Here is a 23,303-nt window from a genome sequence, read left to right on the forward strand (position 1 = left end):
CACCTTTTGTTTTATTTCGCTATAAGTAAGCCCGTTATTTCAGTGTAAAAAGTCAATAGGTTGATCCATGACCGAGTTTCAAAACCGCCTTTTCTCAGGTGTTCAGCCCTCAGGTGATTTGCATTTGGGCAATTATCTGGGCGCGATCCGTCGCTTTGCCCCCATGCAAGCGCAGTTTGACTGCATCTTTTGCGTGGTCGATATGCATGCGATCACGGTCTGGCAAGAGCCTGAAGTTTTACGCCATAAAACTCGGGAAATCGCGGCAACCTATATCGCCACGGGCGTCGACCCGAAAAAGTCCATCATCTTCAATCAAAGCCAGGTGATGCAGCATGCGGAACTGGCTTGGGTGTTCAATTGTGTGGCCCGCATCGGCTGGATGAACCGCATGACCCAATTTAAGGACAAGGCGGGCAAAAACCGTGAAAATGCGTCCCTGGGCCTTTATGCCTATCCAAGCTTGATGGCGGCGGACATTCTGCTTTATCGCGGCACTCATGTGCCGGTGGGCGATGACCAGAAGCAACATTTGGAGCTGACCCGCGACATCGCGCAAAAATTCAACAATGATTTCAACAAACAGATCATTGAAGAGGGTTTTGAAGATGGACAATTTTTCCCGTTGACCGAGCCGCTGATTTCCGGACCGGCCATGCGGATCATGTCTTTGCGCGACGGCAGCAAGAAAATGTCAAAGTCTGACCCGTCAGAAATGGCGTGCCTGGGGCTGATGGACAGTGCCGACGACATTGCGAAGAAGCTGCGCAAGGCCAAAACTGATCCGGAACCCCTGCCGTCCGATGTGGATGGCCTGGCCGAGCGTCCTGAAGCGCGCAATCTGGTAGAGATCTATGCGGCACTGGCCAATATCACGTCTCAAGAGGTGCTCAAAGAGTTTGGCGGCCAAGGATTTGGCGCCTTTAAACCAGCCTTGGCAGAATTGGCAGTTGACAAATTGGCGCCGATTTCTGAGGAAACCAAACGCATGTTGGCAGATCCGGCGGAAGTGGACAATATTTTGCGTGACGGGGCTGAACGGGCCCGCGATATCGCGGAAGAAACCATGAAGCATGTGCGTCAAATTGTTGGTTTTGTTAGCTAAAACCTGCCACGCCGAAATGCGCTTGGCAAAAGCGCATTTCGGTGGCAGCATGTCGCCATGAGTGTTGAGCACGAAGATCAAACCGCCCAGATGCCAGACTTTGGCGGGCGGAAATTTTTAGCCGTTTTGGATGGCACCGAGGAATGCTGGGTGGCCGTTACCTTTGCCGCCTATCGCATGAAGCGCACCGGCGGCATTGTGAAATTGCTGGTGGTGATCGAGCCTGACGACTTCCAGCACTGGATCGGTGTGGAAGATGTGATGCGGGCCGAAGCCTATGAGCAGGCCAATCAATGGCTGGACGAAGCGGAAGCCCTGATTGCCAAGATCGGCAATATCGAAGTGGAGCGCGAAATTCGCGAGGGCCGGACCGCCGACGAAATTGAAGATTTGATCGGCGAAGATAAAAATATCTCCATTTTGGTGCTGGCCTCTTCGACCTCGACCGATGGACCGGGGCCGCTGGTGAGCACGCTGGCCTCCCGCGGGGCCAATGCCTTGCCTATTCCCGTGGCCATTGTGCCGGGCATTTTGACCGAAAGCCAGATCGCCGAATTGGCATAATATTCCCGTTCTCACGAAAAATTTGGTGATTCAGCGCTTGCCTTTGGCGCACAAAAGACTATTTTATAATCATTCTAAACTGATTTCGGGTGGTCAAATCACCTGAAAAGACAATCGGAGAAATCGGTCATGTTTATTCAAACCGAAGCGACGCCCAATCCGCAAACCCTGAAATTCTTGCCCGGCCGCGATGTATTGCCCGGCGAGCCAAAGGACTTTCGCGATGAAGAGGCGGCCAAAGCATCTCCATTGGCCAGCGCCCTGTTCACGATTGACGGGGTCACCGGCGTGTTTTTCGGGGCCGACTTTGTGGCGGTCACCAAAGATGACAGCGACTGGGCCCATCTGAAGCCCGCTATTCTCGGCGCTATCATGGAACATTTTATGTCCAACCAGCCGCTCTTGAGCGATGGGGAAGACCATGCGGCCAACGGGCAAGCGGAGGAATTCTTCGAAGAAGAAGACAAGGAAATGGTCGAAGTGATCAAGGAATTGCTCGACACCCGCGTGCGGCCAGCCGTGGCCATGGATGGCGGCGACATCATCTTTAAGGGCTTCAAGCAGGGCACTGTTTATCTGCATATGCAGGGCGCGTGTTCAGGTTGCCCCTCCTCAACCGCGACCTTGAAAAATGGTATCGAGAATTTGCTGCGGCACTTTGTGCCGGGCGTTGAAGACGTGCAGCAAATCTAGCAGCATTTGGGTCAATGGGCGCTTAAGCGCATATTTTTGACTTGATTTGTGGGCGGAGAACCGACAAACCATTTGCCTATGGAACATGAGCTTCGCCCCCCACATCCTGTCATCTTGGCGCTGGACACAGCACATCAATTTTGTCAGGGCGCAATTGTGCGGGCAGATGGTGAATTGCATCAAATTGTCGAGCCGCGTAGCCGGGGCCATGCCGAACGGTTGATCAGTATGGTCGACGAGCTTCTGGCGCTGGCGACCCTTTCCATCAAAGAAATTGACCGGTTTGTGGTGACCACAGGACCGGGGTCCTTTACCGGCCTTCGGGTGGGGCTGGCGGCTATGCGCGGCTTTGGTGTCGCGCTCGATAAGCCCGTGCTTGGGCTGTCTACGCTGGAAGCCATGTCGCTTTCCGCACCGCCACAAACCCCACATAAAGTGCTGTTCGATGCAAGGCGCAACCAGCATTATTGCCAGGCGTTCGCTGCTCCCGGGCAGCCCAGTGGGGCACCGCACTTGCTGGAAAACGAGGAAATCGAAGCGCATATCAAGCCCGGCGAGCTGGTGTTAGGCACCGGCGCAGAGTTTGCTGCTGACCGATGCGCCGCCAAGCGCGATCTCGACGCGCCGGACTGGTTGGATATCGCCCGAATGGCCCGCTATGGTGCGTTGCTCAAACCCGAACACTATGCGCCTGAACCGCTTTATGTGCGCGCAGCAGATGCCAAGCCGCAAAGCGGCAAAAGCATTGCGCGGGAAGGGCTCGCCCAATGAAGATCTGGTCGGCACCGTTAGGGCTGCACATTGAAATGGCTGAAAGCCAAGATGCGGAGCAATTGGCCAAATTGCATGCGGAAGGCTTTTTTCGCGGCTGGTCTGTTCCCGACTTTGTCGCCTATATCAGCAACCGCGACACGCCCATCTATGTCGCCTGTGACAAGCATCGCAAAATCGCAGGATTTTCCATTTTGCGGCTGCAAAATGATGAATGCGAATTGCTGACGATTGTGGTGGGCAAGCGCTTTCGTGGCAAAAAGCTGGGCGACGCGCTGATGAAAGCCATGTGGAATGATTTGTTTTATTCTCCCGTCACCAAGATGTTTTTGGAGGTGGACGAGGACAATGAAGCGGCCAAAAAACTCTATGCACAATATGGCTTTAGCCAGGTGGGTACCCGCCAGGGTTACTATCCGCGCCCCGATGGGCACACAGCGACGGCCCTTGTCATGCGCGCCGATCTCGGCTAACCCCAAGGGCAACAGGCGGATAAAGGAACGGGTCTATGAGCGACAGTGCTGATGCCAGCCATTTGGAACATATGTGCGAACGCTCCGGCATGCGCATGACCGAGCAGCGCCGCGTGATCGCGCGGGTGCTGGAAGGCGCCACCGACCATCCCGATGTGGAAGAGCTTTATCGCCGCGCCTCCAAGATTGATGAACGCATTTCGCTCTCCACCGTCTATCGCACGGTGAACCTGTTTGAAGAAGCGGGTTTGGTGGCCAAGCATGATTTTAAAGATGGCCGCGCCCGGTTTGAGCCGATTCCCGACGAGCACCACGATCATTTGATCGATGTGCGCTCCGGCCGCGTGATCGAGTTCCGGAATGAAGAAATTGAAGCCATTCAGGAAGTGATTGCCCGCAAGCTAGGCTATAAGCTGGTGGACCATCGGCTGGAGCTTTATGCGGTGCCGCTCAACGATTCCGGTTCAACTGAACCGGACGATCAAAAGTAGTTTGTCCTATGATCCTGCGTACCCTTATTTTCGCCCTGGTGGTGGTGCCGATCCTGCTGGTGCTCGGCATTGTGCAAAAAATCATTCTTTGGCTGAAACTGCCTTTCTGGCACGCCGTGCCCATGTTGGCGCACAAAGTGCTGTGCACCTATCTGGGCATTAAAATCACCCAGATCGGTGAACCCGCCAAAGGCAAGCCGACCTTGCTGCTCTCCAATCATATTTCTTGGATGGACATTCCCGCCATTGGCAGCATTGTGCCCATCAGTTTTGTGGCGAAGGCGGAAGTGGGCCGTTGGCCCATTGTGCGCACGCTGGCGCGGCTGCAAAAAACCATCTTTGTGGATCGCACCCGCAAAACCGACACTGGTCGGGTGGTGAATGAAATGAGCGCGCGCATGAATGAGGGGCGCGCCGTGGTGCTGTTTGCTGAAGGCACGTCCGACATTGGCAGCCATGTGCTGCCATTCCGGTCAGCGCTGGTTGGTGCCACGCAGACGGCGATGAAAGCAGGCGAGGCGTCCGAAATCTATATTCAGCCCATGTGCATTGCGTATACCAAGCTGAACGGCCTGCCGATCTCACGGGCCGAGCGCACCAAGATCGCCTGGGTCGGCGATATGGGTTTGATGGACAATATGAGCGATATTTTACTCTCGGGCACCAAATCGGTCTCGATCATGTTTGGAGCCCCCATGCTGATTGATGGCACGATGGACCGTAAGGCCATCACCAAAAAAGCCCATGATCAGGTCCGCGATATGCTGGTGGCACTGAACCGCGGTTTGCCCCTGCCGGAGGCACATCAGGCTTAGCCCCTGATCCCTATTTGCAACAGTTGCAGGTTCGGTGGAAATCCGGTGGTTTGCAGCCGCGTCATTTTGGTGTAACAAGTCGCTCCTGAACTTCTCCAAACTGGTGAATTATTGTGTCTGCGATGAAAAAGCTCTTTATCAAAACCTATGGCTGCCAGATGAATGTCTATGACAGTGATCGCATGAGCGATGCGCTGGCGGCGTCGGGCTATGAGGCCACCACTGAGATCAATGATGCGGATCTCGTGGTGCTCAACACCTGCCATATCCGCGAAAAGGCTGCGGAAAAGGTCTATTCAGAGCTGGGCCGCTTGCGCATTTTGCGCCAGTCGCAGGAGGCCAAGGGCAAGAAAATGATGATCGGCATTGCCGGCTGTGTGGCCCAGGCCGAAGGCGAAGAGATTATGCGCCGGGCGCCCGTGGTCGATTTGGTGTTCGGCCCGCAATCCTATCACAAATTGCCAGAACTTGTGGGCCGCGCCGCCAATGAAAAGGTGGTGGAAACCGACTTTCCGGCCGAAGACAAGTTTGAGCATTTGCCCAAAGCCAGAAAGGAAACCACCATTGCGCGTGGCCTGACGTCCTTTTTGACGGTGCAGGAAGGCTGCGACAAATTCTGTTCCTTCTGTGTGGTGCCCTATACCCGCGGTGCGGAAGTGTCGCGCCCGGTGGCGCAAGTGGTGGCTGAAGCGCAAAATCTGGTCGATGGCGGCGTGAAGGAAATCACCCTGTTGGGCCAGAATGTGAATGCCTATCACGGCCTTGACGAGCAGGGGAACAGCACCGGCTTGGCCGAGCTGATCTATCGTTTGGCCGATATTAAAGGGCTGGAGCGCCTGCGCTACACCACGTCGCACCCGCGCGATATGGATGATGCGCTGATCGAAGCCCACCGCGACCTCGACATGCTGATGCCTTATCTGCATTTGCCGGTGCAGGCTGGGTCTGACAAGATTTTGAAAGCCATGAACCGTCAGCACACCGCCAAGGAATATATGGAGCTAATCGAGCGCATCCGCGCCGCGCGGCCTGATCTCGCCCTGTCCGGCGACTTCATTGTTGGCTTCCCTGGTGAGACAGAAGAAGATTTCGAGGCGACGCTGCAATTGGTCAAGGACGTGCATTATGCGGCGGCTTATTCGTTCAAATATTCCACCCGCCCCGGCACCCCGGGCGCTGAGATGGACAATCAGGTCCCCGAAGAGGTGAAATATGAGCGTTTGCAGCGGCTGCAGGAACTGCTGAACGCCCAGCAAAAAGAGTTCAATCAGTCTTGTGTAGGCAAGACCTTCCCGATCCTTTTTGAGAAAAAGGGACGTGATGAGGGGCAGATTGTGGGCCGCTCGCCCTATCTGCAACCGGTGCAAGTTGAAGCAGATTTGTCTCTAATTGGCACAATTCAGCCGGTTTCGATCTATGATACGGGCAAATTTTCACTATTTGGTAAGATTGTCACATAATAATCCAAATAGATGCGTATAATTGGAGTAAGTCATAAACTCGATTCGACAGGAGCGCTGATTGACAAAAACTTGGTCGCCTGAGGGCCAGCAAACCACCACAAATGATGTGGAACTTGCTTTTGAAGATAACCGGCTGGTGTCCCAGCTTTATGGTGAATTCGACCAAAATCTTGCGCTGATCGAACAAAAACTGGGCATTCAAACCATCTCGCGGGGCAATCATGTGATTTTGTCCGGCAGCACGGTGGCCGTGGATCAGGCCCGTCGCACCCTCGAAACCCTTTATGAAATGTTGGAAAATGGCCAGGCCGTCACACCCGGAGAGGTGGACGGGGTCATCAGAATGATTTTGACAGAAGACAGCCAACTGACCCTGCCCACTTTTGAAAAGCGTGGCCGGGTGCGCATGGCCCAGATCGCCACGCGCAAATCCACCATTGTGGCCCGCTCCCCCGCGCAGGACGGCTATATCCGCGCCATGGACCGGCAAGAACTGGTATTTGGCGTCGGTCCTGCAGGCACCGGCAAAACCTATCTGGCCGTGGCCTATGCAGCGACGCTTTTGGAGCGCGGGGAAATCAACCGCATTATCCTGTCGCGTCCGGCGGTTGAAGCGGGCGAGCGCCTGGGCTTTTTGCCTGGTGACATGAAGGATAAGGTCGACCCCTATCTGCGTCCACTCTATGATGCGCTTTACGATATGATGCAGCCAGAAATTGTTGAGCGCTGTTTGGAAAGCCAGACCATTGAGGTGGCGCCGCTGGCCTTTATGCGTGGGCGCACGCTTTCTAATGCGGTGGTCATTTTGGACGAAGCGCAAAACACCACCACCCAGCAAATGAAGATGTTTTTGACCCGGTTGGGCGAAAACTCAAAAATGATTGTCACAGGCGATCCGAGCCAAGTGGATTTGCCGCGCGGTGTACCATCGGGTCTGATCGAGGCGCTGGATTTGCTAGAGGGGGTCAAAGGCATTCAGATCACCCGCTTTACCGATAAAGATGTGGTGCGTCACGCCTTGGTGTCGCGCATCATCCGTGCCTATGATGGCAAGCCGCAGGAAGATGATGGCTAATGGCCGATTACTCCATCGAGATTGATGTGCTGCGCAACGATGAGCGCTGGCCCGAACATGTGTCAGATGCGGTGGATAAGATCATCGCCACCGTAATGCGCACCCTCGAGCTTGAAGTTGAGGGGCCCGCTGAATTGTCCTTGCTGCTCACCAATGATGAAGAGCAGCAAAAGCTGAATGAAAGCTGGCGCGCCAAGGACAAAAGCACGAATGTGCTGTCCTTCCCGCAAATTGAGCCGGATGAGGCGATTGAAGGCATGTTGGGTGATATTTCTTTTGCCTATGAAACCGTTTATGCCGAGGCGGAAGCGGAACAAAAGCCGTTTGACCATCATTTCGCCCATTTGCTCGTGCATGGGTTTCTGCATATTCTGGGGTATGATCATTTAACAGATGACGATGCGGAACATATGGAGGCAGCGGAGCGCAAAATATTGGCGCGACTTGACATTGCTGACCCCTATGCCGACATAGTTGACCATTAACGGCCTTTTTTAAAGCCAAGAACACGGAGATAAAACGGTCTGAATACCGACCGATCGACATGAACGACAAAGATCAATCTATCGCCGCGGCGGATCGGCCGCATCGCCAATCTGGCGACCAACCTTCCCAGACAGAGGAAGCCCCCCGTTCATTCTGGGCGCGTTTGCGCGCCAAGCTCACCGGCAAAGCACCGTCCCTGCGCGAGGATTTGCAAGTCGCGCTGGATGACGACAACCACACCGAAGGCGATGGCGCCTTTTCGGCCGGTGAAAAAGCTCTGATTCAAAATGTGTTGAATTTGGCCCACACCCGCGTGGAAGATGTGATGGTGCCGCGGGCCGATATTGAGGCCTGCGAAGAAAACGCCTCCATGTCCTCGCTGATTGCGCGCTTCCGCGAAGCGGGCCATTCGCGCTTACCCATATATGGCGACAATCTCGACAATATTATTGGCATGATCCACATCAAGGACTTGCTATTGTCGCTGGCTGAGCCGCAAAGCGCCACGGAAAAACCGGATCAACCTGAAAAACTGAAGAGCCCGCTTTTGCGCGCACAAATCGCCAAGCAAAGAAAAATGGTGCGTGACGTCTTGTTTGTGCCCCCATCCATGCCAGTGGCCACCCTGTTGCAGCGCATGCAGACCACGCGCGTGCACATGGCTATTGTGGTGGACGAATATGGCGGCACCGACGGGCTGGTAACCATCGAAGATTTGCTCGAAGCGGTGGTAGGCGATATTGAAGATGAGCATGATGAGGCGGAAGCCAACCAGATCCGCCGGGTCGATGAACACACCATCGTTGCCGATGCCCGGGTTGAACTTGATGATTTGGCCGACGAGCTTGGCCCCAACTTTCAACCCGGTGATGCGGCGCAGGATGTGGATACGCTGGGCGGCCTGATCATCAATCTGGTCGATCGGGTGCCGGTACGGGGCGAAGTGATTTCCAAGGTGCGCGGCTTCGAATTTGAGATCATGCAGGCCGACCCGCGTCGGGTGAAAAAAATCAAGATTAAGCGCCGTCGTCGCGGCCTTCGCGCCCGTGCCCGCGGCACCGGTTTGGGCGAATTTAGCGGCAGCGGCACCCCGCAACCTATCGAATCGGCTCGTCCGCGCCCCGCTGCTGAGACAGAAAGCAAAAGTGACACCGAAAAAGCCTCTGCCGCCGGCTGAGCGTTTTCACCATTGAAAAGCCGACCAAATCAGGATTCACTTGCCCCACGGGCAAGTGAATTGCCTGGTTGATGCCAAAGCGTTGACTGCCTTTGGGCCAAAAGGGAGGAGTTTGCCATGAGATTAAGCGCCATCGCCGATTGGTGTATCTTGTCCCATGGTTTCAAGCGCTATCTGGCCCTTTTTAGTCTCGGCGCCCTCGCGGCCCTGGCCCTGCCGCCCTTTAAACTTCTGCCGCTGTTTTTTATCGGCATTGCTGCCTTGGTGTGGTTTCTGGATGGGGTTGAGACCCAATCCGGATGGCGCAAATTGTTCGGCCCCGCCTTTTGGACCGGCTGGGCCTTCGGCTTTGGCTATTTTACTGTGGGTTTGCACTGGCTGGGCGCCGCCTTCTTTGTGGATGGCGATTTGTTTTTATGGGCCTTACCGATCGGCATATTGGGCCTGCCCGCCTTTCTCGCCATTTTCTGGGCGCTCGGCACCGCCTTCGCCCATATGTTGTGGTCGGACTATGCCCAGCGCATCTTTGCTCTTGCGGCCTTTCTCGCCCTGTTTGAGTTTTTACGCGGCATCGTGCTGACCGGCCTGCCTTTCAATGTGCCCGGTTATGTGCTCACCGCCCATCCCTATCTGATGCAAAGTGCCGCCTTTTTTGGCGTGCATGGGCTGAGTTTTGTTGCGCTTCTGGTCGGCGCCAGCTTTGCGCTTTTGGCGTCTCCTTTGCCGGGAGACCGGGCGAGATTTTTGCCGCTCTTGGCGTTGGCTGCGCTGGCGCTGATGGTCGGCTTAGGCGCGTGGCGCTATCATCAACCGGCCTTTGAGGCGCGGCCAGATCTGCGTTTGCGGCTGGTGCAACCCAACATCCCGCAGCAGCAAAAATGGGACCCTCAATATCGCGACGCTATTTTCAATTCGCTGTTGAGCCTGTCGCAGGCCCAGATAGACGAGAACGATCCGGGCCTGATTGGCAGCACCCATCTGATTTGGCCTGAAAGCGCCTTTCCCTTTTATGTGGCCGAGGAACCTGAAGCGCTGGCCCGCATTGCCCGCATGTTGCCCAAAGACACCTTGTTGATCACCGGTGCCGCCCGGCGATCCTATGATTTGGGCGGCTTTGCCGATCAAGAAGGCGGTGTGTTTAACTCGATCTTGGCGATCAATGATCAGGGTGAAATCATCGCCTCATATGATAAGCGCCGTCTTGTGCCGTTCGGGGAATATTTGCCGCTTAAGCCGCTATTGACGCAGTTGGGCCTGCGTAAATTTGTGGCGGCGGCGGATAGCTTTGTCAAAGGCACCGAATCGGGTCTGAAATTCGCCCCGCAAAATACCCCCGCCCTTTTGCCGCTGATTTGCTATGAGGTGATTTTTTCCGGCGCATTGGGCGACCAGACGCAAGGGGCGCAATGGATCCTGAATTTAACCAATGATGCCTGGTTTCAGGGCACCATTGGCCCGGCGCAACACGCCCATCATGCCCGCGTGCGGGCGGTGGAGCAGGGACTGCCTTTGGTGCGTGTCGCCAACACCGGTCACACAATTGTGACCGATCCCCTGGGTCGTATTATTACGCAGTTGCCCCCGGATCAGCCGGCTTCAGCATCAGCACAAATACCTCACCCCCTTGAGAAAACACTTTTTTCGCAATACACTTATCTCTTATTTTTTATTGTTATTGGCGCAACCATATTTGCCGTTTTATTGCGAAATCGCTGGCGCCGCACATGGGAGAATTAGTTGGGACAATCAACAACACCCCGCCAACCACATGCCATTGATAGTCAGGTCGGTGCATTTTTGCGCCAACGCCGCAAAGAGCTGGGCATGTCGATGAAAAAGCTCGCCGATGCCGCGGGCATAACCTATCAGCAGATTCAAAAATATGAGATGGGCACCAATCGCGTGCCCGCCTCTCGCTTGGCCGTGCTCGCCCGCATATTGGGGGTGGAGCCGGGCCGTTTTTACCAGGACCAGACGGCCGAAGGCTTTGGCGAAGACTGCCAAGAACCATTTACGCATGTCCCGACCGACGAGCGTATCCGCTTGCTCAAGGCTTATGATTTGATCGAAAACCCCCATGCTCGGGACACGTTGGTGCAACTGGCGGAGCAAATGGCGCAAAATCGGGAAGGCAACAATGTTTCGCCAATGGTCAAAAGCCGCCGAACATCCTAGCCGAGTTTCGTGACATAACGATTTCTTTATATCCTTATTGCATAAGATGCAGCCAACCTTTAAGAAGGTTAACCCAAATGTGGTCGAGCGTGATCGCTTAGGGTTTGGCAATGGTTTTGCCTTAAGGGTAAAGCACTGAGTTATTAGACGAAAGGTAGTGCGCGTGGCGTCTTCTTCATATCTGTTTACTTCCGAATCAGTCTCTGAAGGTCATCCAGACAAGATTTGCGACCGCATTTCCGATGCGATCCTGGATGGGTTCTTGAAAGAAGATCCCTATGCCCGCGTCGCGGTGGAGGCCCTGGCGACCACCAATCGTGTGGTGTTGGCCGGCGAAACCCGCGGCCCCAAAACCATGGATGCGGACCGCATGGAGGCCATTGCCCGCGAATGCATCAAAAATATCGGCTATGAGCAGGAAGGCTTCCACTGGCAGAATGCCGAGGTGGATTGCTATGTGCACGAACAATCCCCCGAAATTGCCCAAGGCGTAGATGCCTCAGGCAACAAGGATGAAGGGGCCGGTGACCAAGGCATTATGTTTGGCTTTGCCACCAATGAAACCAAGGAACTGATGCCTGCCCCGATCCAGTTCGCCCACAAAATCTTGCGCTCCCTGGCCGATGCGCGCCACAATGGAGACCTGCCACAATTGCGCCCGGACGCCAAAAGCCAGGTGACCCTGCGCTATGAAAATGGCGCCCCCATGGGCACCACCTCAATTGTGCTGTCCACCCAGCATGAGCGCGGCTTGACCCAGGACGATGTGAAAAAAATTGTCCGCCCTTATGTGATCGATGCGTTACCCGAGGGCTGGATGTGCCCAGAGGACGAGTTTTATGTGAATCCCACAGGTGAATTTGTAATCGGTGGGCCTGATGGCGACGCGGGCCTGACCGGGCGTAAAATCATTGTGGACACCTATGGCGGCGCGGCCCCCCATGGGGGCGGCGCCTTCTCCGGCAAAGACCCTACCAAGGTGGACCGGTCTGCCGCCTATGCTGCCCGCTATCTGGCCAAAAATGTGGTCGCCGCAGGGTTGGCCGACAAATGCGTGATCCAATTGTCCTATGCCATTGGCGTCTCCAAGCCCCTGTCGATCTTTGTCGATCTGTTCGGGACCGGCAAGGTGGACGAGGAAAAGCTGTCCAGCGTCCTGCACAAGGTGATGAACCTGTCGCCGCGCGGTATTCGTGAAACGCTGGAGCTGAACAAGCCAATCTATGAACGCACCGCGTCTTACGGTCATTTTGGCCGTCAGCCAGAAGCCGATGGCGGTTTTTCTTGGGAGCGGACGGATTTGGCCGAAAAAATTCTGGCCGAATTGACCTAAACCGGCTAAATCGCCGGGCATGATAGAGAAGAATAAATCCGACTTTGGCTTGGAGGCCGAGCGCCGCGCTTTTTTCGGTCGCCGCTCGACCCATAAGCTCACACCCACCCAGCAAAAGCTGATGGATGAGCTGATGCCGAACATTGAAATCAGGCTGGAAGAGGCTGCGCTGGACCCTGCAACCCTTTTTCAAAATGCGCAGGCGCCCCTGATGCTGGAAATCGGCTATGGGGGCGGCGAACATTTGGCGCGGCATGCAAAAGCCAATCCCGACAAGAACTTTATTGGTTGCGAACCCTTTATCGACGGCGTGGGCAAGATGCTGGCCAAGATCGATGCAGACGGGCTGAACAATGTCCGGCTTTACCGTGAAGATGCGCTGCACTTGTTGCGCGCGTTGCCCGACCAGTCGATCGCCGGGGCCTATTTGCTTTATCCCGACCCCTGGCCGAAAAAGCGGCATCATAAGCGCCGCTTTATCAATCCGGTGACCCTTGGCGAATTGTCACGTCTGCTGAAACCGGGGGCCGAGTTTCGTGTTGCCACGGATATTGATGATTATGCCACCTGGGTGCTGGCCCACATGGTGCGGCGCGATGATTTTGTCTGGCAGCCCCAAAAGGCCAGCGAATGGCGTGACCCATGGACAGATTGGGAACCCACCCGATATGAAGAGAAGGCACGGCGCGAAGGACGTAGTTCCTATTATTTCAGCTTTTATCGGAAATAGGGCGCGGCGCGGTATGTGTTGCAATATATAACGATTGGCGTTATATAAAGATCAAAATCACAGTAATTCATGTGAGAGTGGGTCCAGCCGGTCCCGCTCTTTTTTAATATAGGGTCCCATGAAACAGCTTTTGGACTTAAATGAAAAAGCCTTCGGGCGCGTTGGGCCGCTGGAAGAGCGGATCTGGGCCATTTTGGAGCCGGTGGCTGAAGATATGGGCTATCGGCTGGTGCGGGTGCGCGTGACCGGCGAAAATGGTTGTACGCTGCAAATCATGGCCGAAAACGCCAATGGCGAGTTCGCCATTGAGGATTGCGAAAAATTCTCTCGTGAGATTTCGCCGATTTTGGATGTGGAAGAACCCATTGAGCGGGCCTATCATTTGGAAGTGTCGTCCCCCGGTGTGGATCGGCCTTTGGTGCGCCTGTCAGACTTTGAATTATGGGCAGGCCACGAAGCCAAAATTGAAATGGCGCAACTGCAAGATGGGCGCAAGAAATTTCGCGGCACCTTGCAAGGGGTAAATGGAGATCAAATATTGATCCACATCCCCGACACGCCAAAAGGCGAAGAACCGGTTTGGGCGCTCAACATTGAAGATTTGGCCGAGGCCAAATTGGTGATGACCGATAAATTGCTTGATGAAGCGCGTGCCCGTCAGGAAGCGGCAAGTCCGCTGGACAACCCTGAGCTGGAAACAGAAATTGACGAAGCTGACCACGATAAGGATGGGACAGATGAAGCTTAACTTGATGCCTCTTAAGGAGACCAACTAATGGCTGTCAGTGCAAACAGGCTTGAACTGCTGCAAATTGCCGACGCGGTCGCGCGGGAAAAATCAATCGATCGGATGATCGTGATTGAGGCGATGCAGGATGCCATTCAAAAAGCCGCGCGCTCGCGCTATGGTGCCGAGACCGAAGTGAAGGCGGAAATCAACCCATCAACTGGCGAACTGAAAATGTGGCGCCTGTTGGAAGTGGTGGAAAATGTTGAAGAATATAGCCGCCAGATCAGTCTTGAAGATGCCCGCAACCGCAACGCAGCGGCGCAGCTGGGCGACTATGTGACCGAATCCCTGCCGCCAATTGAGTTTGGCCGGATTGCGGCGCAATCTGCCAAGCAGGTGATTGTGCAAAAAGTGCGCGATGCGGAACGCGAGCGCATGTATGAGGAATATAAGGACCGCATTGGCGAGATCATTAACGGCACTGTGAAACGTGTTGAATATGGCAATGTGATCGTTGATTTGGGTCGCGGCGAAGCGATTATCCGTCGTGACGAGCTGATCCCACGCGAAACCTTCCGCTATGGCGATCGCGTACGCGCCTATATTCACGATGTGCGCCAAGAGCAGCGCGGCCCGCAAATCTTTTTGTCGCGCACGCATCCGCAGTTCATGGCGAAATTGTTCACGCAAGAAGTGCCAGAAATCTATGATGGCGTGATCAATATCCGCTCCATCGCGCGCGATCCCGGCTCACGTGCCAAAATCGCGGTCACATCAAATGATTCTTCCATCGATCCGGTTGGCGCCTGTGTGGGCATGCGCGGCTCTCGGGTGCAGGCCGTTGTGAACGAGCTGCAGGGCGAGAAAATCGACATCATCCCATGGACCGAAAATATTGCCGATTTGGTGGTCTCTGCATTGCAGCCTGCTGAAGTGGTGAAAGTGGTGCTCGACGAGCAAGTTGAGCGCGTTGAAGTGGTGGTGCCGGATGAGCAATTGTCTTTGGCCATTGGCCGCCGCGGCCAAAATGTGCGCCTTGCCTCTCAACTGACCGGCTGGGATATTGATATCCTGACCGAGCAGGAAGAAAGCGAGCGCCGCCAGAAAGAGTTCACCGAACGGTCCGAATTGTTCATGAATGCCATGAATGTGGATGAAATGGTGGCGCAGTTGCTGGCGTCTGAAGGCTTTGCGTCTTTGGAAGAAGTGGCTTATGTTGAGCCGATCGAGATTTCTTCCATCGAAGGTTTTGATGAAGAAACCGCAGCTGAAATTCAGGCCCGTGCGGCAGAATTTTTGGAACAGGCTGAACGTGACCGCGATGAAAAGCGGGTAGAATTGGGCGTTCAGGACGAGCTTTATGAAATTGACGGGCTCAATGCTGCTATGCTGGTGGCCTTGGGTGAAGATGGGGTCAAAACCATCGAAGATTTCGCAGGCTACACACCTGACGATCTGGTGGGTTGGAAAGAACGCAAAGACGGCGAAGTCAAATTCTTCGACGGTATTTTCAAGGATTTCCCCATCAGCCGTGAAGACGCCGAGCAAATGATTATGTCTGCCCGTGTGAAGGCCGGCTGGATCACCCAGGAAGAGCTGGAAGGTGACCAAGAGCTGATCGACGAGGACGCAGACGCTGAAAGCGCACAAGCGCAAGAGGAGTAAGACACTGGATCAAACCCAAATGCCACAAGGTGAAATGACCACAGGTCTCGAGGCGGACAAGAGGGCCGATAAGAATTTGCGCACCTGTTGTGTGACCCGCGAATCCTTGCCCAAAGCTGATTTGATCCGGTTTGCCTTGGGCCCCAATGGCGAGATTTTACCCGATATTGCTGGAAAAGCAGGCGCACGTGGCGTATGGGTGACGGCAAATGAACAAATATTGGCGCAGGCGGTGGCCAAAAAGGCTTTTGCCCGCGCCCTAAAGACAAATGTAAATGTGCCGGACAATCTGGTGGAAATCACCAGGGCACATTTGCAAAAAAGATTGTTGGGCGCCTTGGGCCTGGCCATGAAGGGCGGCCATTTGGTCACCGGCTATGCCAAGGTACGCTCCGCCATCGAAAAGGGCAAAATTGATGCCCTGATTGCCGCCAGCGATGGCAGCATGGATGGACGCAAAAAGATGACACAGCTGCTACGTGCTGTAGAGCTGGAAGATGAGGTGCCGCTCATCGATTTTTTAACCGCTGAACAATTGAGTTTGGCATTGGGCGGCAAAAATGTGATACATGCAGCGCTGGTAGGCGGCGCGGCGACAAAATCTGCTATGGATCGGGCCCATCAATTGGCGCGATTTTCGGCTGAGAACACAGGGTGAGTGACGGATATATGAGTGATAAGGACAAAAGATCAGATGCAACACCTGGGGGCGGGGGCAAAAAGACCCTGACGCTGAAAGGTGCGCCCGGTGGTGGCGCACGGCCAGGTGGCACACGGTCGTCCCGGACCGTCGTGGTGGAAACGCGCAATCGCCGGATTAACCCGCCTGCCGCGGGCGGCAATCGCGCACGCCCACAGCAAGGGGGACAACCCCAAGGCGAAAAGCGCCCGCAACAGCCCGGGGGCAAAAAGCCGCAACAGTCACAAAATCGTCGGCCGCAGCAAGAGCGCGGTCCACGGCCACAGCAAGGACTGACCAGTTCTGAAGCCGCCGCACGCGAACGCGCCTTGCGCGAAGCCGCAGCGCGGGCGGAAGAAGAAGCACGTCAGGCGCAAGAAGCCGCGCGTCGGCGCGCCGAGGAAGATGCCCGTCGCAAAAAAGAGCGGGAAGAAGCCGAACGTTTGCGCGCTGAAGAAGAAGAGCGCATGGAAGCCGAGCGGATCGCCCGCGAGGAAGCCAAGACGAAAAAAGAAAAGGCTGAGCCAAAAGCCAAAGCCGCACCAAAGGACGATACCCCTGAGGCGCCGCCCGCTGACCCGAACCGTAAAGGTGGCGGTAAAAAGCATGAGGCTGGCCGCAGCAAAAGCTTGGTGAATGAGGAAGAGTTGGAGCGCGCCAAACGGGCGGCCCGGCCACAACCCTCGAAAAAGCCAGCGAGCGATGACCGCCGCAAAACCCGACTGACCGTGACTGCCGCCCTGTCTGGTGACAGCGAACGGGATCGCGGGCCATCTCTGGCGGCGATGAAGCGTCGGCGCGAGAAGCAAAAAGGTCGCGGACCGAAGCAGGCGAAGGAAAAGATCGCCCGCGAGGTGACCATTCCAGAGGCCATTACCGTTCAGGAACTGGCCAACCGGATGGCCGAGCGCGCTGTCGATGTGATCAAGCTATTGATGCAGCAAGGCCAAATGGCCACCATCAATGATGTGCTTGACGCCGACACGGCTGAGCTGATTGCGACGGAATTGGGCCACACTGTGAAACGAGTGGCTGAATCCGACGTGGAAGAAGGTCTGTTTGACGATGATTCCGAGCAAAATCCTGAAGAGCAGGAGCCACGGGCACCGGTTGTGACCATTATGGGTCACGTTGACCATGGTAAAACATCTTTGTTGGATGCGATCCGTGAAGCCAATGTAGTGTCAGGCGAAGCCGGGGGCATCACCCAGCATATTGGCGCCTATCAGGTGGAGCGTGATGGTCATCACATCACCTTCCTGGATACACCAGGTCACGAAGCCTTTACTGCTATGCGGGCACGCGGGGCGCAAGCCACCGATATTGCCGTGCTGGTGGTGGCCGCAGACGATGGCGTGATGCCGCAAACCATCGAATCGATCAAACACGCCAAGGCGGCCGACGTGCCGATTATCGTGGCGATCAACAAGATGGATAAGCCGGAAGCCGACCCGAACCGCGTGCGCAACGAATTGTTGCAACACGAAGTGTTTGTGGAAAGCATGGGCGGTGAAATCCTTGATGTCGAAGTGTCTGCGATGAAAAGGCAGAACCTTGAAGGCATTTTGGACGCGATCATCCTGCAGTCTGAAATTTTGGAATTGAAAGCCAATCCAAAAGGCCGCGCCAAGGGCATTGTGGTGGAAGCTAAGCTCGATAAGGGCCGGGGTTCAGTGGCCACTGTGCTGGTGCAAAGCGGCGAACTTGCCGTGGGCGATATTGTGGTGGCCGGTGCCCAATGGGCGAAAGTGCGGGCGCTGATCAATGATAAGGGCGAGCAGATCAAAAAAGCAGGCCCCTCAACGCCGGTGGAAATTCTTGGCTTTACCGGTGTGCCCGATGCTGGCGATTTGCTGGGTGGCGTGGAACACGAAGCCAAAGCGCGGGAAATCACCGAATATCGTCAGCGCAAGCAGCGTGAGAAATCAGCAGCAGGCGGCGTAAGCTCGCTCGAGCAAATGATGAACCAGCTCAAAACCGAAGATTTGGCCAAGATTCCATTGGTCATCAAAGGCGATGTGCAAGGTTCTGTGGAAGCGATTAATGGCGCGCTCGACAAGCTGGCCACTGATGAAGTGTCTGCTCAAGTGCTGATCGCTGGCGTAGGTGGCATCACCGAATCGGACGTGACCCTGGCGGCGGCGTCCAAAGCCATCGTGATCGGCTTTAACGTGCGGGCCAACAAGCAGGCCCGCGAAGCTGCGGCCCGCGAAGGCGTGGAAATCCGCTATTACAACATCATCTACGATCTGGTGGACGATGTGAAAGCGGCCATGTCCGGCCTGTTGTCACCTGAAGTGCGCGAAACCTTTATCGGCAATGCCGAAATCCTTGAGGTGTTCAACATCACCAAGGTGGGTCGTGTGGCCGGTTGCCGCGTGACCGACGGCATTGTGGAACGGGGTGCCGGTGTGCGCCTGATCCGCGATGATGTGGTGATCCATGAAGGCAAGCTCTCTACCTTGAAGCGCTTCAAAGATGAAGTGAAAGAGGTGAATGCAGGCCAGGAATGCGGCATGGCATTTGAAAAATATGAAGATATGCGCCCCGGTGACGTGATTGAATGTTACCGCGTGGAAGAAGTTGAGCGGACGCTCTAAGCCGCTCAATGGCTTGATGAATGTGGAGAATGGCGCCAATGGGCGCCATCTCTATTTGAGCATGATGCGCAATTTTTAAAAAGGCAAAGATTATGAGCGGTGAAAAACTCCCCTCCCAACGGCAATTGCGCGTGGGCGAATTGGTGCGGCATGCTTTGTCCGGCTTTTTGTCCCGTGATGAAATTATGGATGAGGATCTGGTCGGCGCCTTTATCACGGTGCCTGAAGTGCGCATGACGCCGGATCTGAAGCTCGCCAAGGTCTATATTATGCCGCTGGGCGGCAAGAATGCGGAAACCGTGGTGGCGGCGCTCAACCGCAACAAAAAATTCATCCGCGGCCAGATCGCGCCGTCGCTTGATCTGAAATATGCCCCGGATTTCCGCTTCTTTGTCGATGATACCTTTGATGAGGCGGGGCGCATTGACGAATTGCTGCGCTCGGATCGCGTGGCCCGCGATCTTCACCATGATGATGACGACGATCAGGATCGATAGAGCCACTCAAAAACATGTCGCAACAAAAACGCGTAAAGCGCGCCATTTCCGGCTGGCTGATTCTCAATAAACCCTATGACATGACCTCCACCCAGGCGGTGGGGAAAATCAAATGGCTGTTTGAGGCCAAAAAGGCCGGCCATGCGGGCACCTTGGACCCCTTGGCCACCGGCATTTTGCCGATTGCCTTGGGCGAAGCCACCAAAACCGTGCCCTTTGTGCAGGACGGCACCAAAATCTATGAGTTTGATATGGCTTGGGGCAGCGCCACCACCACCGATGATGTGGAAGGCGAGGTGATCGAAACCTCCGACCATCGGCCAACCGAAGCCGAACTGATCGACATTCTGCCCTGTTTCACGGGAATCATTACCCAAATTCCGCCCGCCTTTTCCGCCATCAAAATCAAGGGTGAACGCGCCTATGATCTGGCCCGGGCCGGGGAAAAGCCCGATATGCCGCCGCGCGAAATTGAAATTGAATCCCTTGAAGTGCTGGCCCATGGGAACGAATTCTCCACTTTGCGCGTGACCTGCCAGAAAGGCACCTATGTGCGGGCATTGGCGCGGGATATCGCCCAAAAGCTGGGCAGTGTCGCCCATGTGTCGCGCCTGCACAGGGCGGCCGTTGGGCCCTTCACAGAAGATGATGCGATCAGCATTGACGTGCTGGAAGCCTGTGAGGATATACAAAGTCGGGATGAGGCCCTGCGGCCCATTGGCGATGCGCTGGGGCATCTTGATGAGGTGAGCTTGGATCAAAAGCAGGCCCAGGCCGTGCGCATGGGCAATCCGGCGCTACTGTTGGGCCGCCACGCCCCCATCAGCCTTGATCTGGCTTATGCCACCCATCGTGGCGATGTGCTGGCGTTGGGACGGGTGGAAAAGGGGCAGTTCAAGCCAAGCCGTGTGATTTTGCCTGATTCGCCGGTGCGCAATTGAACCCTTTTCTTTTGCCCGATTTTCCTTTATAAGCGCGCGCAACCGCCTTTGCGGGAAAATGACCCTGTGCTGGACGACATCTCGGCGCATGGGTGACCTTTTAGCTTTCATTTTAGAAAGGATTGGCCGATGTCGATTACGCCTGAGCGCAAAGAAGAATTGATCAAAGATTTTGCCACCAAAGACGGGGACACTGGTTCTCCTGAGGTGCAAGTTGCAATTCTCACCGAGCGGATCAAAAATTTGACCGAACACTTCAAAGACCACAAGAAAGATAATCACTCTCGTCGTGGTCTGTTGAAAATGGTCAGCCTGCGTCGCCGTTTGCTTGACTATGTTAAGAACAAAGACGTTGCGCGCTACCAATCGCTGATTGAGCGTTTGGGTTTGCGTCGCTAAGGCACTTAAGACTTGATATGGGGGGCTTTTGCCCTCCATATTGTTTGAACGAAAGGAACAATGCCGGAGCAGGATCGTCGGACGCTTTTTCTCAGTGGCTTTTGCCAATTAAAAGCGCCTTGCCATCTTGCTTGCTGGTTTGTTCCTTTGAAAATCATTGGCGTGTCGCCGCGTTCACCGGATGTGAACGGGCGTAAATCGCCTATTTAAAGGACGAAATATGTTTGATCATCATAAAGTTGAACTGAATTGGGGTGGCGAAACGCTGACCCTTGAAACCGGCAAAATGGCCCGTCAGGCCGATGGTGCCGTATTGGCCACTTTGGGCGAAACCGTTGTGTTGGCCACTGTGGTTTCTGCCAAAGAACCAAAAGCAGGCGTTGATTTCTTCCCGCTGACTGTGAATTATCAGGAAAAATTCTATGCAGCCGGTAAAATCCCCGGCGGCTATTTTAAACGTGAAGGTCGCCCCACTGAGGCGGAAACCCTCACCTCTCGCCTGATTGACCGCCCGATCCGTCCATTGTTCCCAGCCGGGTACAAGAACGAAACCCAAGTGGTCATCACCGTGTTGCAATATGATTTGGAAAACCAGCCAGACGTGTTGGCTATGGTGGCCGCCTCTGCTGCGCTCACCATTTCCGGCGTGCCGTTTATGGGCCCGATCGGTGCCGCGCGCGTTGGCTATATTGACGGCGAATATGTGCTGAACTTTGCGCCAGAACAGGCCGCAGACAGCAAGCTGGACCTTGTGATGGCCGGCACCAATGACGCTGTGTTGATGGTGGAATCAGAAGCCAAAGAGCTGAGCGAAGATGTGATGCTTGGCGCCGTGATGTATGGCCATGAGCAAAGCCAGAAAGTGATCGACGCGATCATCAAGCTGGCTGAATTGGCCGCCAAAGAGCCGCGCGAATTCACCCCTGAAGATCTGTCTGAACTTGAAGGCGAAATGCTCAAAGTGGTGGAAGACGATCTGCGCGCTGCTTACCAGATCACCGACAAGCAGGACCGTTATGAAGCGGTGGATGCGGCAAAAGCCAAGGTGAAAGACCATTTCGCCCCGGCCAGCGAAGACGAAGACGCCAAATATACCGATGAGCAAATCGGGGCGGTGTTCAAATCGCTGCAGGCAAAAATTGTGCGCTGGAACATTCTCGACACCGGTCGCCGGATTGATGGCCGTGATCTGGAAACCGTGCGCCCCATCGTTTCAGAAGTTGGCGTTCTGCCCCGGACCCACGGTTCAGCCGTGTTCACCCGCGGTGAAACCCAGGCGCTGGTTGTGGCCACTTTGGGCACCGGCGATGACGAACAGTTCATCGACAGCCTTGATGGCACCCGCAAAGAAAACTTCATGCTGCACTATAACTTCCCCCCCTATTCTGTGGGTGAAGCAGGCCGCATGGGCGGCACAAGCCGTCGCGAAACCGGCCACGGCAAGCTGGCCTGGCGCGCGATCAACCCTGTGCGTCCTAAAACGGAAGAGTTCCCTTACACCTTGCGTGTGGTTTCTGAAATCACAGAATCTAACGGTTCATCTTCTATGGCCACCGTGTGCGGCACCTCTTTGGCGCTGATGGATGCAGGCGTGCCTTTGGCCCGTCCGGTTTCCGGCATTGCCATGGGTCTGATTTTGGAAGGCGATCGCTTTGCGGTGCTGTCTGACATTTTGGGTGACGAGGATCACTTGGGCGATATGGACTTTAAAGTGGCTGGTACGTCTGAAGGCATCACCTCGCTGCAAATGGACATCAAGATCGCTGGCATCACCGAAGAGATCATGAAAACCGCTCTGGCCCAAGCCAATGGCGGCCGCGCACACATTCTGGACGAAATGTCCAAAGCGCTGGACGGTGCCCGCGAAGAATTGGGCGAATTCGCCCCACGCATCGAAACCCTGCAAATCCCAACGGACAAAATCCGTGAAGTGATTGGCGCAGGCGGCAAAGTGATCCGCGAGATCGTGGAAAAAACCGGCGCGAAAGTCGACATTGACGACACCGGTACCATCAAGGTTTCTTCTTCAGACGGCAAAGCCATCGAAGCGGCGGTGAAATGGATCAAGTCGATCACTGACGAGCCGGAAGTGGGCGAAATCTACAAAGGCACCGTGGTGAAAACCGTGGACTTTGGCGCCTTCGTCAATTTCTTCGGCCCACGCGATGGCCTGGTGCACATTTCCCAACTGGCGGACAAGCGCGTTGAGAAAACCACAGACATCATCAAAGAAGGCGACAGCGTTTATGTAAAGCTGATGGGCTTTGACGATCGCGGCAAAGTGCGCTTGAGCATGAAAGTGGTAAACCAGGAAACTGGTGAAGAGATCAAAAAGGAAGAAGAAGCCGACGAATAGTCAGCTCTGCCTTTAACCTGATTAAAGCCCGGCCAGCCTCGTCTGCGCCGGGCTTTTTTGTGTCTGCTGCTCAAATTGTTCGCAA

General features: G+C 55.1%; 23 protein-coding genes. All 23 read left to right on the plus strand.

The genetic code is table 11. The annotated features are described in order from the left end of the window. Nucleotides 1-67 precede the first annotated feature (67 nt). The 23 genes from trpS (at nucleotide 68) to pnp (ending at nucleotide 23,218) form a co-directional block, all read left to right on the plus strand. Nucleotides 68-1,105, plus strand: coding sequence for a tryptophan--tRNA ligase (trpS, locus tag L1I42_RS00645; protein ID WP_236112518.1), 1,038 nt, complete (start codon nucleotides 68-70; stop codon nucleotides 1,103-1,105). Between the two features lie 57 nt (nucleotides 1,106-1,162). Continuing rightward, nucleotides 1,163-1,669 carry a universal stress protein gene (locus tag L1I42_RS00650; protein ID WP_236112519.1) on the plus strand — a complete coding sequence of 169 codons (507 nt, stop codon included), beginning with the start codon at nucleotides 1,163-1,165 and terminating at the stop codon, nucleotides 1,667-1,669. Between the two features lie 129 nt (nucleotides 1,670-1,798). After that, nucleotides 1,799-2,362, plus strand: coding sequence for a NifU family protein (locus tag L1I42_RS00655; RefSeq protein ID WP_236112520.1), 564 nt, complete (start codon nucleotides 1,799-1,801; stop codon nucleotides 2,360-2,362). A 78-nt stretch (nucleotides 2,363-2,440) separates the two neighbouring features. Further along, entirely contained in the window at nucleotides 2,441-3,133 is a 693-nt protein-coding gene (gene tsaB, locus L1I42_RS00660; protein WP_236112521.1) for a tRNA (adenosine(37)-N6)-threonylcarbamoyltransferase complex dimerization subunit type 1 TsaB, read from the plus strand. After that, nucleotides 3,130-3,606, plus strand: a complete 477-nt coding sequence (locus tag L1I42_RS00665) for a GNAT family N-acetyltransferase (RefSeq protein WP_236112522.1) — start codon at nucleotides 3,130-3,132, stop codon at nucleotides 3,604-3,606. The genes tsaB and L1I42_RS00665 overlap by 4 nt, the downstream gene beginning before the upstream one ends. Before the next feature lie 35 nt (nucleotides 3,607-3,641). After that, nucleotides 3,642-4,097 (plus strand): Fur family transcriptional regulator, encoded by a 456-nt coding sequence (locus L1I42_RS00670; protein ID WP_236112523.1) that lies wholly within the window; start codon nucleotides 3,642-3,644, stop codon nucleotides 4,095-4,097. Nucleotides 4,098-4,105: 8 nt separating this feature from the next. Continuing rightward, a complete protein-coding gene (locus L1I42_RS00675) occupies nucleotides 4,106-4,912 on the plus strand; it encodes a lysophospholipid acyltransferase family protein (protein WP_236112524.1) in 807 nt (268 codons plus the stop codon). Nucleotides 4,913-5,034: 122 nt separating this feature from the next. Next, nucleotides 5,035-6,372 carry a tRNA (N6-isopentenyl adenosine(37)-C2)-methylthiotransferase MiaB gene (miaB, locus tag L1I42_RS00680; RefSeq protein ID WP_236114135.1) on the plus strand — a complete coding sequence of 446 codons (1,338 nt, stop codon included), beginning with the start codon at nucleotides 5,035-5,037 and terminating at the stop codon, nucleotides 6,370-6,372. A gap of 61 nt (nucleotides 6,373-6,433) precedes the next feature. Then, complete coding sequence (locus tag L1I42_RS00685) at nucleotides 6,434-7,450, plus strand: PhoH family protein (RefSeq protein WP_236112525.1); 1,017 nt, start codon at nucleotides 6,434-6,436, stop codon at nucleotides 7,448-7,450. Next, a complete protein-coding gene (ybeY, locus tag L1I42_RS00690) occupies nucleotides 7,450-7,935 on the plus strand; it encodes an rRNA maturation RNase YbeY (RefSeq protein ID WP_236112526.1) in 486 nt (161 codons plus the stop codon). The genes L1I42_RS00685 and ybeY overlap by 1 nt, the downstream gene beginning before the upstream one ends. Before the next feature lie 59 nt (nucleotides 7,936-7,994). After that, nucleotides 7,995-9,113 (plus strand): hemolysin family protein, encoded by a 1,119-nt coding sequence (locus L1I42_RS00695; RefSeq protein WP_236112527.1) that lies wholly within the window; start codon nucleotides 7,995-7,997, stop codon nucleotides 9,111-9,113. Nucleotides 9,114-9,230: 117 nt separating this feature from the next. Then, nucleotides 9,231-10,850 (plus strand): apolipoprotein N-acyltransferase, encoded by a 1,620-nt coding sequence (lnt, locus tag L1I42_RS00700; RefSeq protein WP_236112528.1) that lies wholly within the window; start codon nucleotides 9,231-9,233, stop codon nucleotides 10,848-10,850. After that, nucleotides 10,851-11,288 (plus strand): helix-turn-helix domain-containing protein, encoded by a 438-nt coding sequence (locus L1I42_RS00705; protein ID WP_236112529.1) that lies wholly within the window; start codon nucleotides 10,851-10,853, stop codon nucleotides 11,286-11,288. Nucleotides 11,289-11,451: 163 nt separating this feature from the next. Further along, nucleotides 11,452-12,621, plus strand: coding sequence for a methionine adenosyltransferase (gene metK / locus L1I42_RS00710; RefSeq protein ID WP_236112530.1), 1,170 nt, complete (start codon nucleotides 11,452-11,454; stop codon nucleotides 12,619-12,621). A gap of 19 nt (nucleotides 12,622-12,640) precedes the next feature. Then, nucleotides 12,641-13,351, plus strand: coding sequence for a tRNA (guanosine(46)-N7)-methyltransferase TrmB (gene trmB / locus L1I42_RS00715; RefSeq protein WP_236112531.1), 711 nt, complete (start codon nucleotides 12,641-12,643; stop codon nucleotides 13,349-13,351). Between the two features lie 118 nt (nucleotides 13,352-13,469). Next, nucleotides 13,470-14,099: a ribosome maturation factor RimP gene (gene rimP / locus L1I42_RS00720; RefSeq protein WP_236112532.1), complete on the plus strand. Its 630-nt coding sequence runs from the start codon at nucleotides 13,470-13,472 to the stop codon at nucleotides 14,097-14,099. A 27-nt stretch (nucleotides 14,100-14,126) separates the two neighbouring features. Continuing rightward, the gene (gene nusA, locus L1I42_RS00725; protein WP_236112533.1) at nucleotides 14,127-15,746 is read left to right on the plus strand and encodes a transcription termination factor NusA; all 1,620 of its coding nucleotides are present in this window, start codon (nucleotides 14,127-14,129) and stop codon (nucleotides 15,744-15,746) included. Between the two features lie 19 nt (nucleotides 15,747-15,765). After that, on the plus strand, nucleotides 15,766-16,404 hold the full coding sequence (locus L1I42_RS00730) for an RNA-binding protein (protein ID WP_236112534.1): 639 nt from the start codon (nucleotides 15,766-15,768) through the stop codon (nucleotides 16,402-16,404). Nucleotides 16,405-16,415: 11 nt separating this feature from the next. Then, on the plus strand, nucleotides 16,416-19,025 hold the full coding sequence (infB, locus tag L1I42_RS00735) for a translation initiation factor IF-2 (RefSeq protein WP_236112535.1): 2,610 nt from the start codon (nucleotides 16,416-16,418) through the stop codon (nucleotides 19,023-19,025). A gap of 92 nt (nucleotides 19,026-19,117) precedes the next feature. After that, complete coding sequence (gene rbfA / locus L1I42_RS00740) at nucleotides 19,118-19,522, plus strand: 30S ribosome-binding factor RbfA (RefSeq protein WP_236112536.1); 405 nt, start codon at nucleotides 19,118-19,120, stop codon at nucleotides 19,520-19,522. Nucleotides 19,523-19,536: 14 nt separating this feature from the next. Beyond that, on the plus strand, nucleotides 19,537-20,463 hold the full coding sequence (gene truB / locus L1I42_RS00745) for a tRNA pseudouridine(55) synthase TruB (protein WP_236112537.1): 927 nt from the start codon (nucleotides 19,537-19,539) through the stop codon (nucleotides 20,461-20,463). Nucleotides 20,464-20,592: 129 nt separating this feature from the next. Beyond that, entirely contained in the window at nucleotides 20,593-20,862 is a 270-nt protein-coding gene (rpsO, locus tag L1I42_RS00750; protein WP_236112538.1) for a 30S ribosomal protein S15, read from the plus strand. A gap of 220 nt (nucleotides 20,863-21,082) precedes the next feature. Continuing rightward, the gene (pnp, locus tag L1I42_RS00755) at nucleotides 21,083-23,218 is read left to right on the plus strand and encodes a polyribonucleotide nucleotidyltransferase (protein WP_236112539.1); all 2,136 of its coding nucleotides are present in this window, start codon (nucleotides 21,083-21,085) and stop codon (nucleotides 23,216-23,218) included. The last annotated feature ends 85 nt before the right edge of the window (nucleotides 23,219-23,303 follow it).

The sequence above is a fragment of the Maritalea mediterranea genome, from assembly GCF_021568695.1.
GTDB classification, from domain to species: Bacteria; Pseudomonadota; Alphaproteobacteria; order Rhizobiales; family Devosiaceae; genus Maritalea; species Maritalea mediterranea.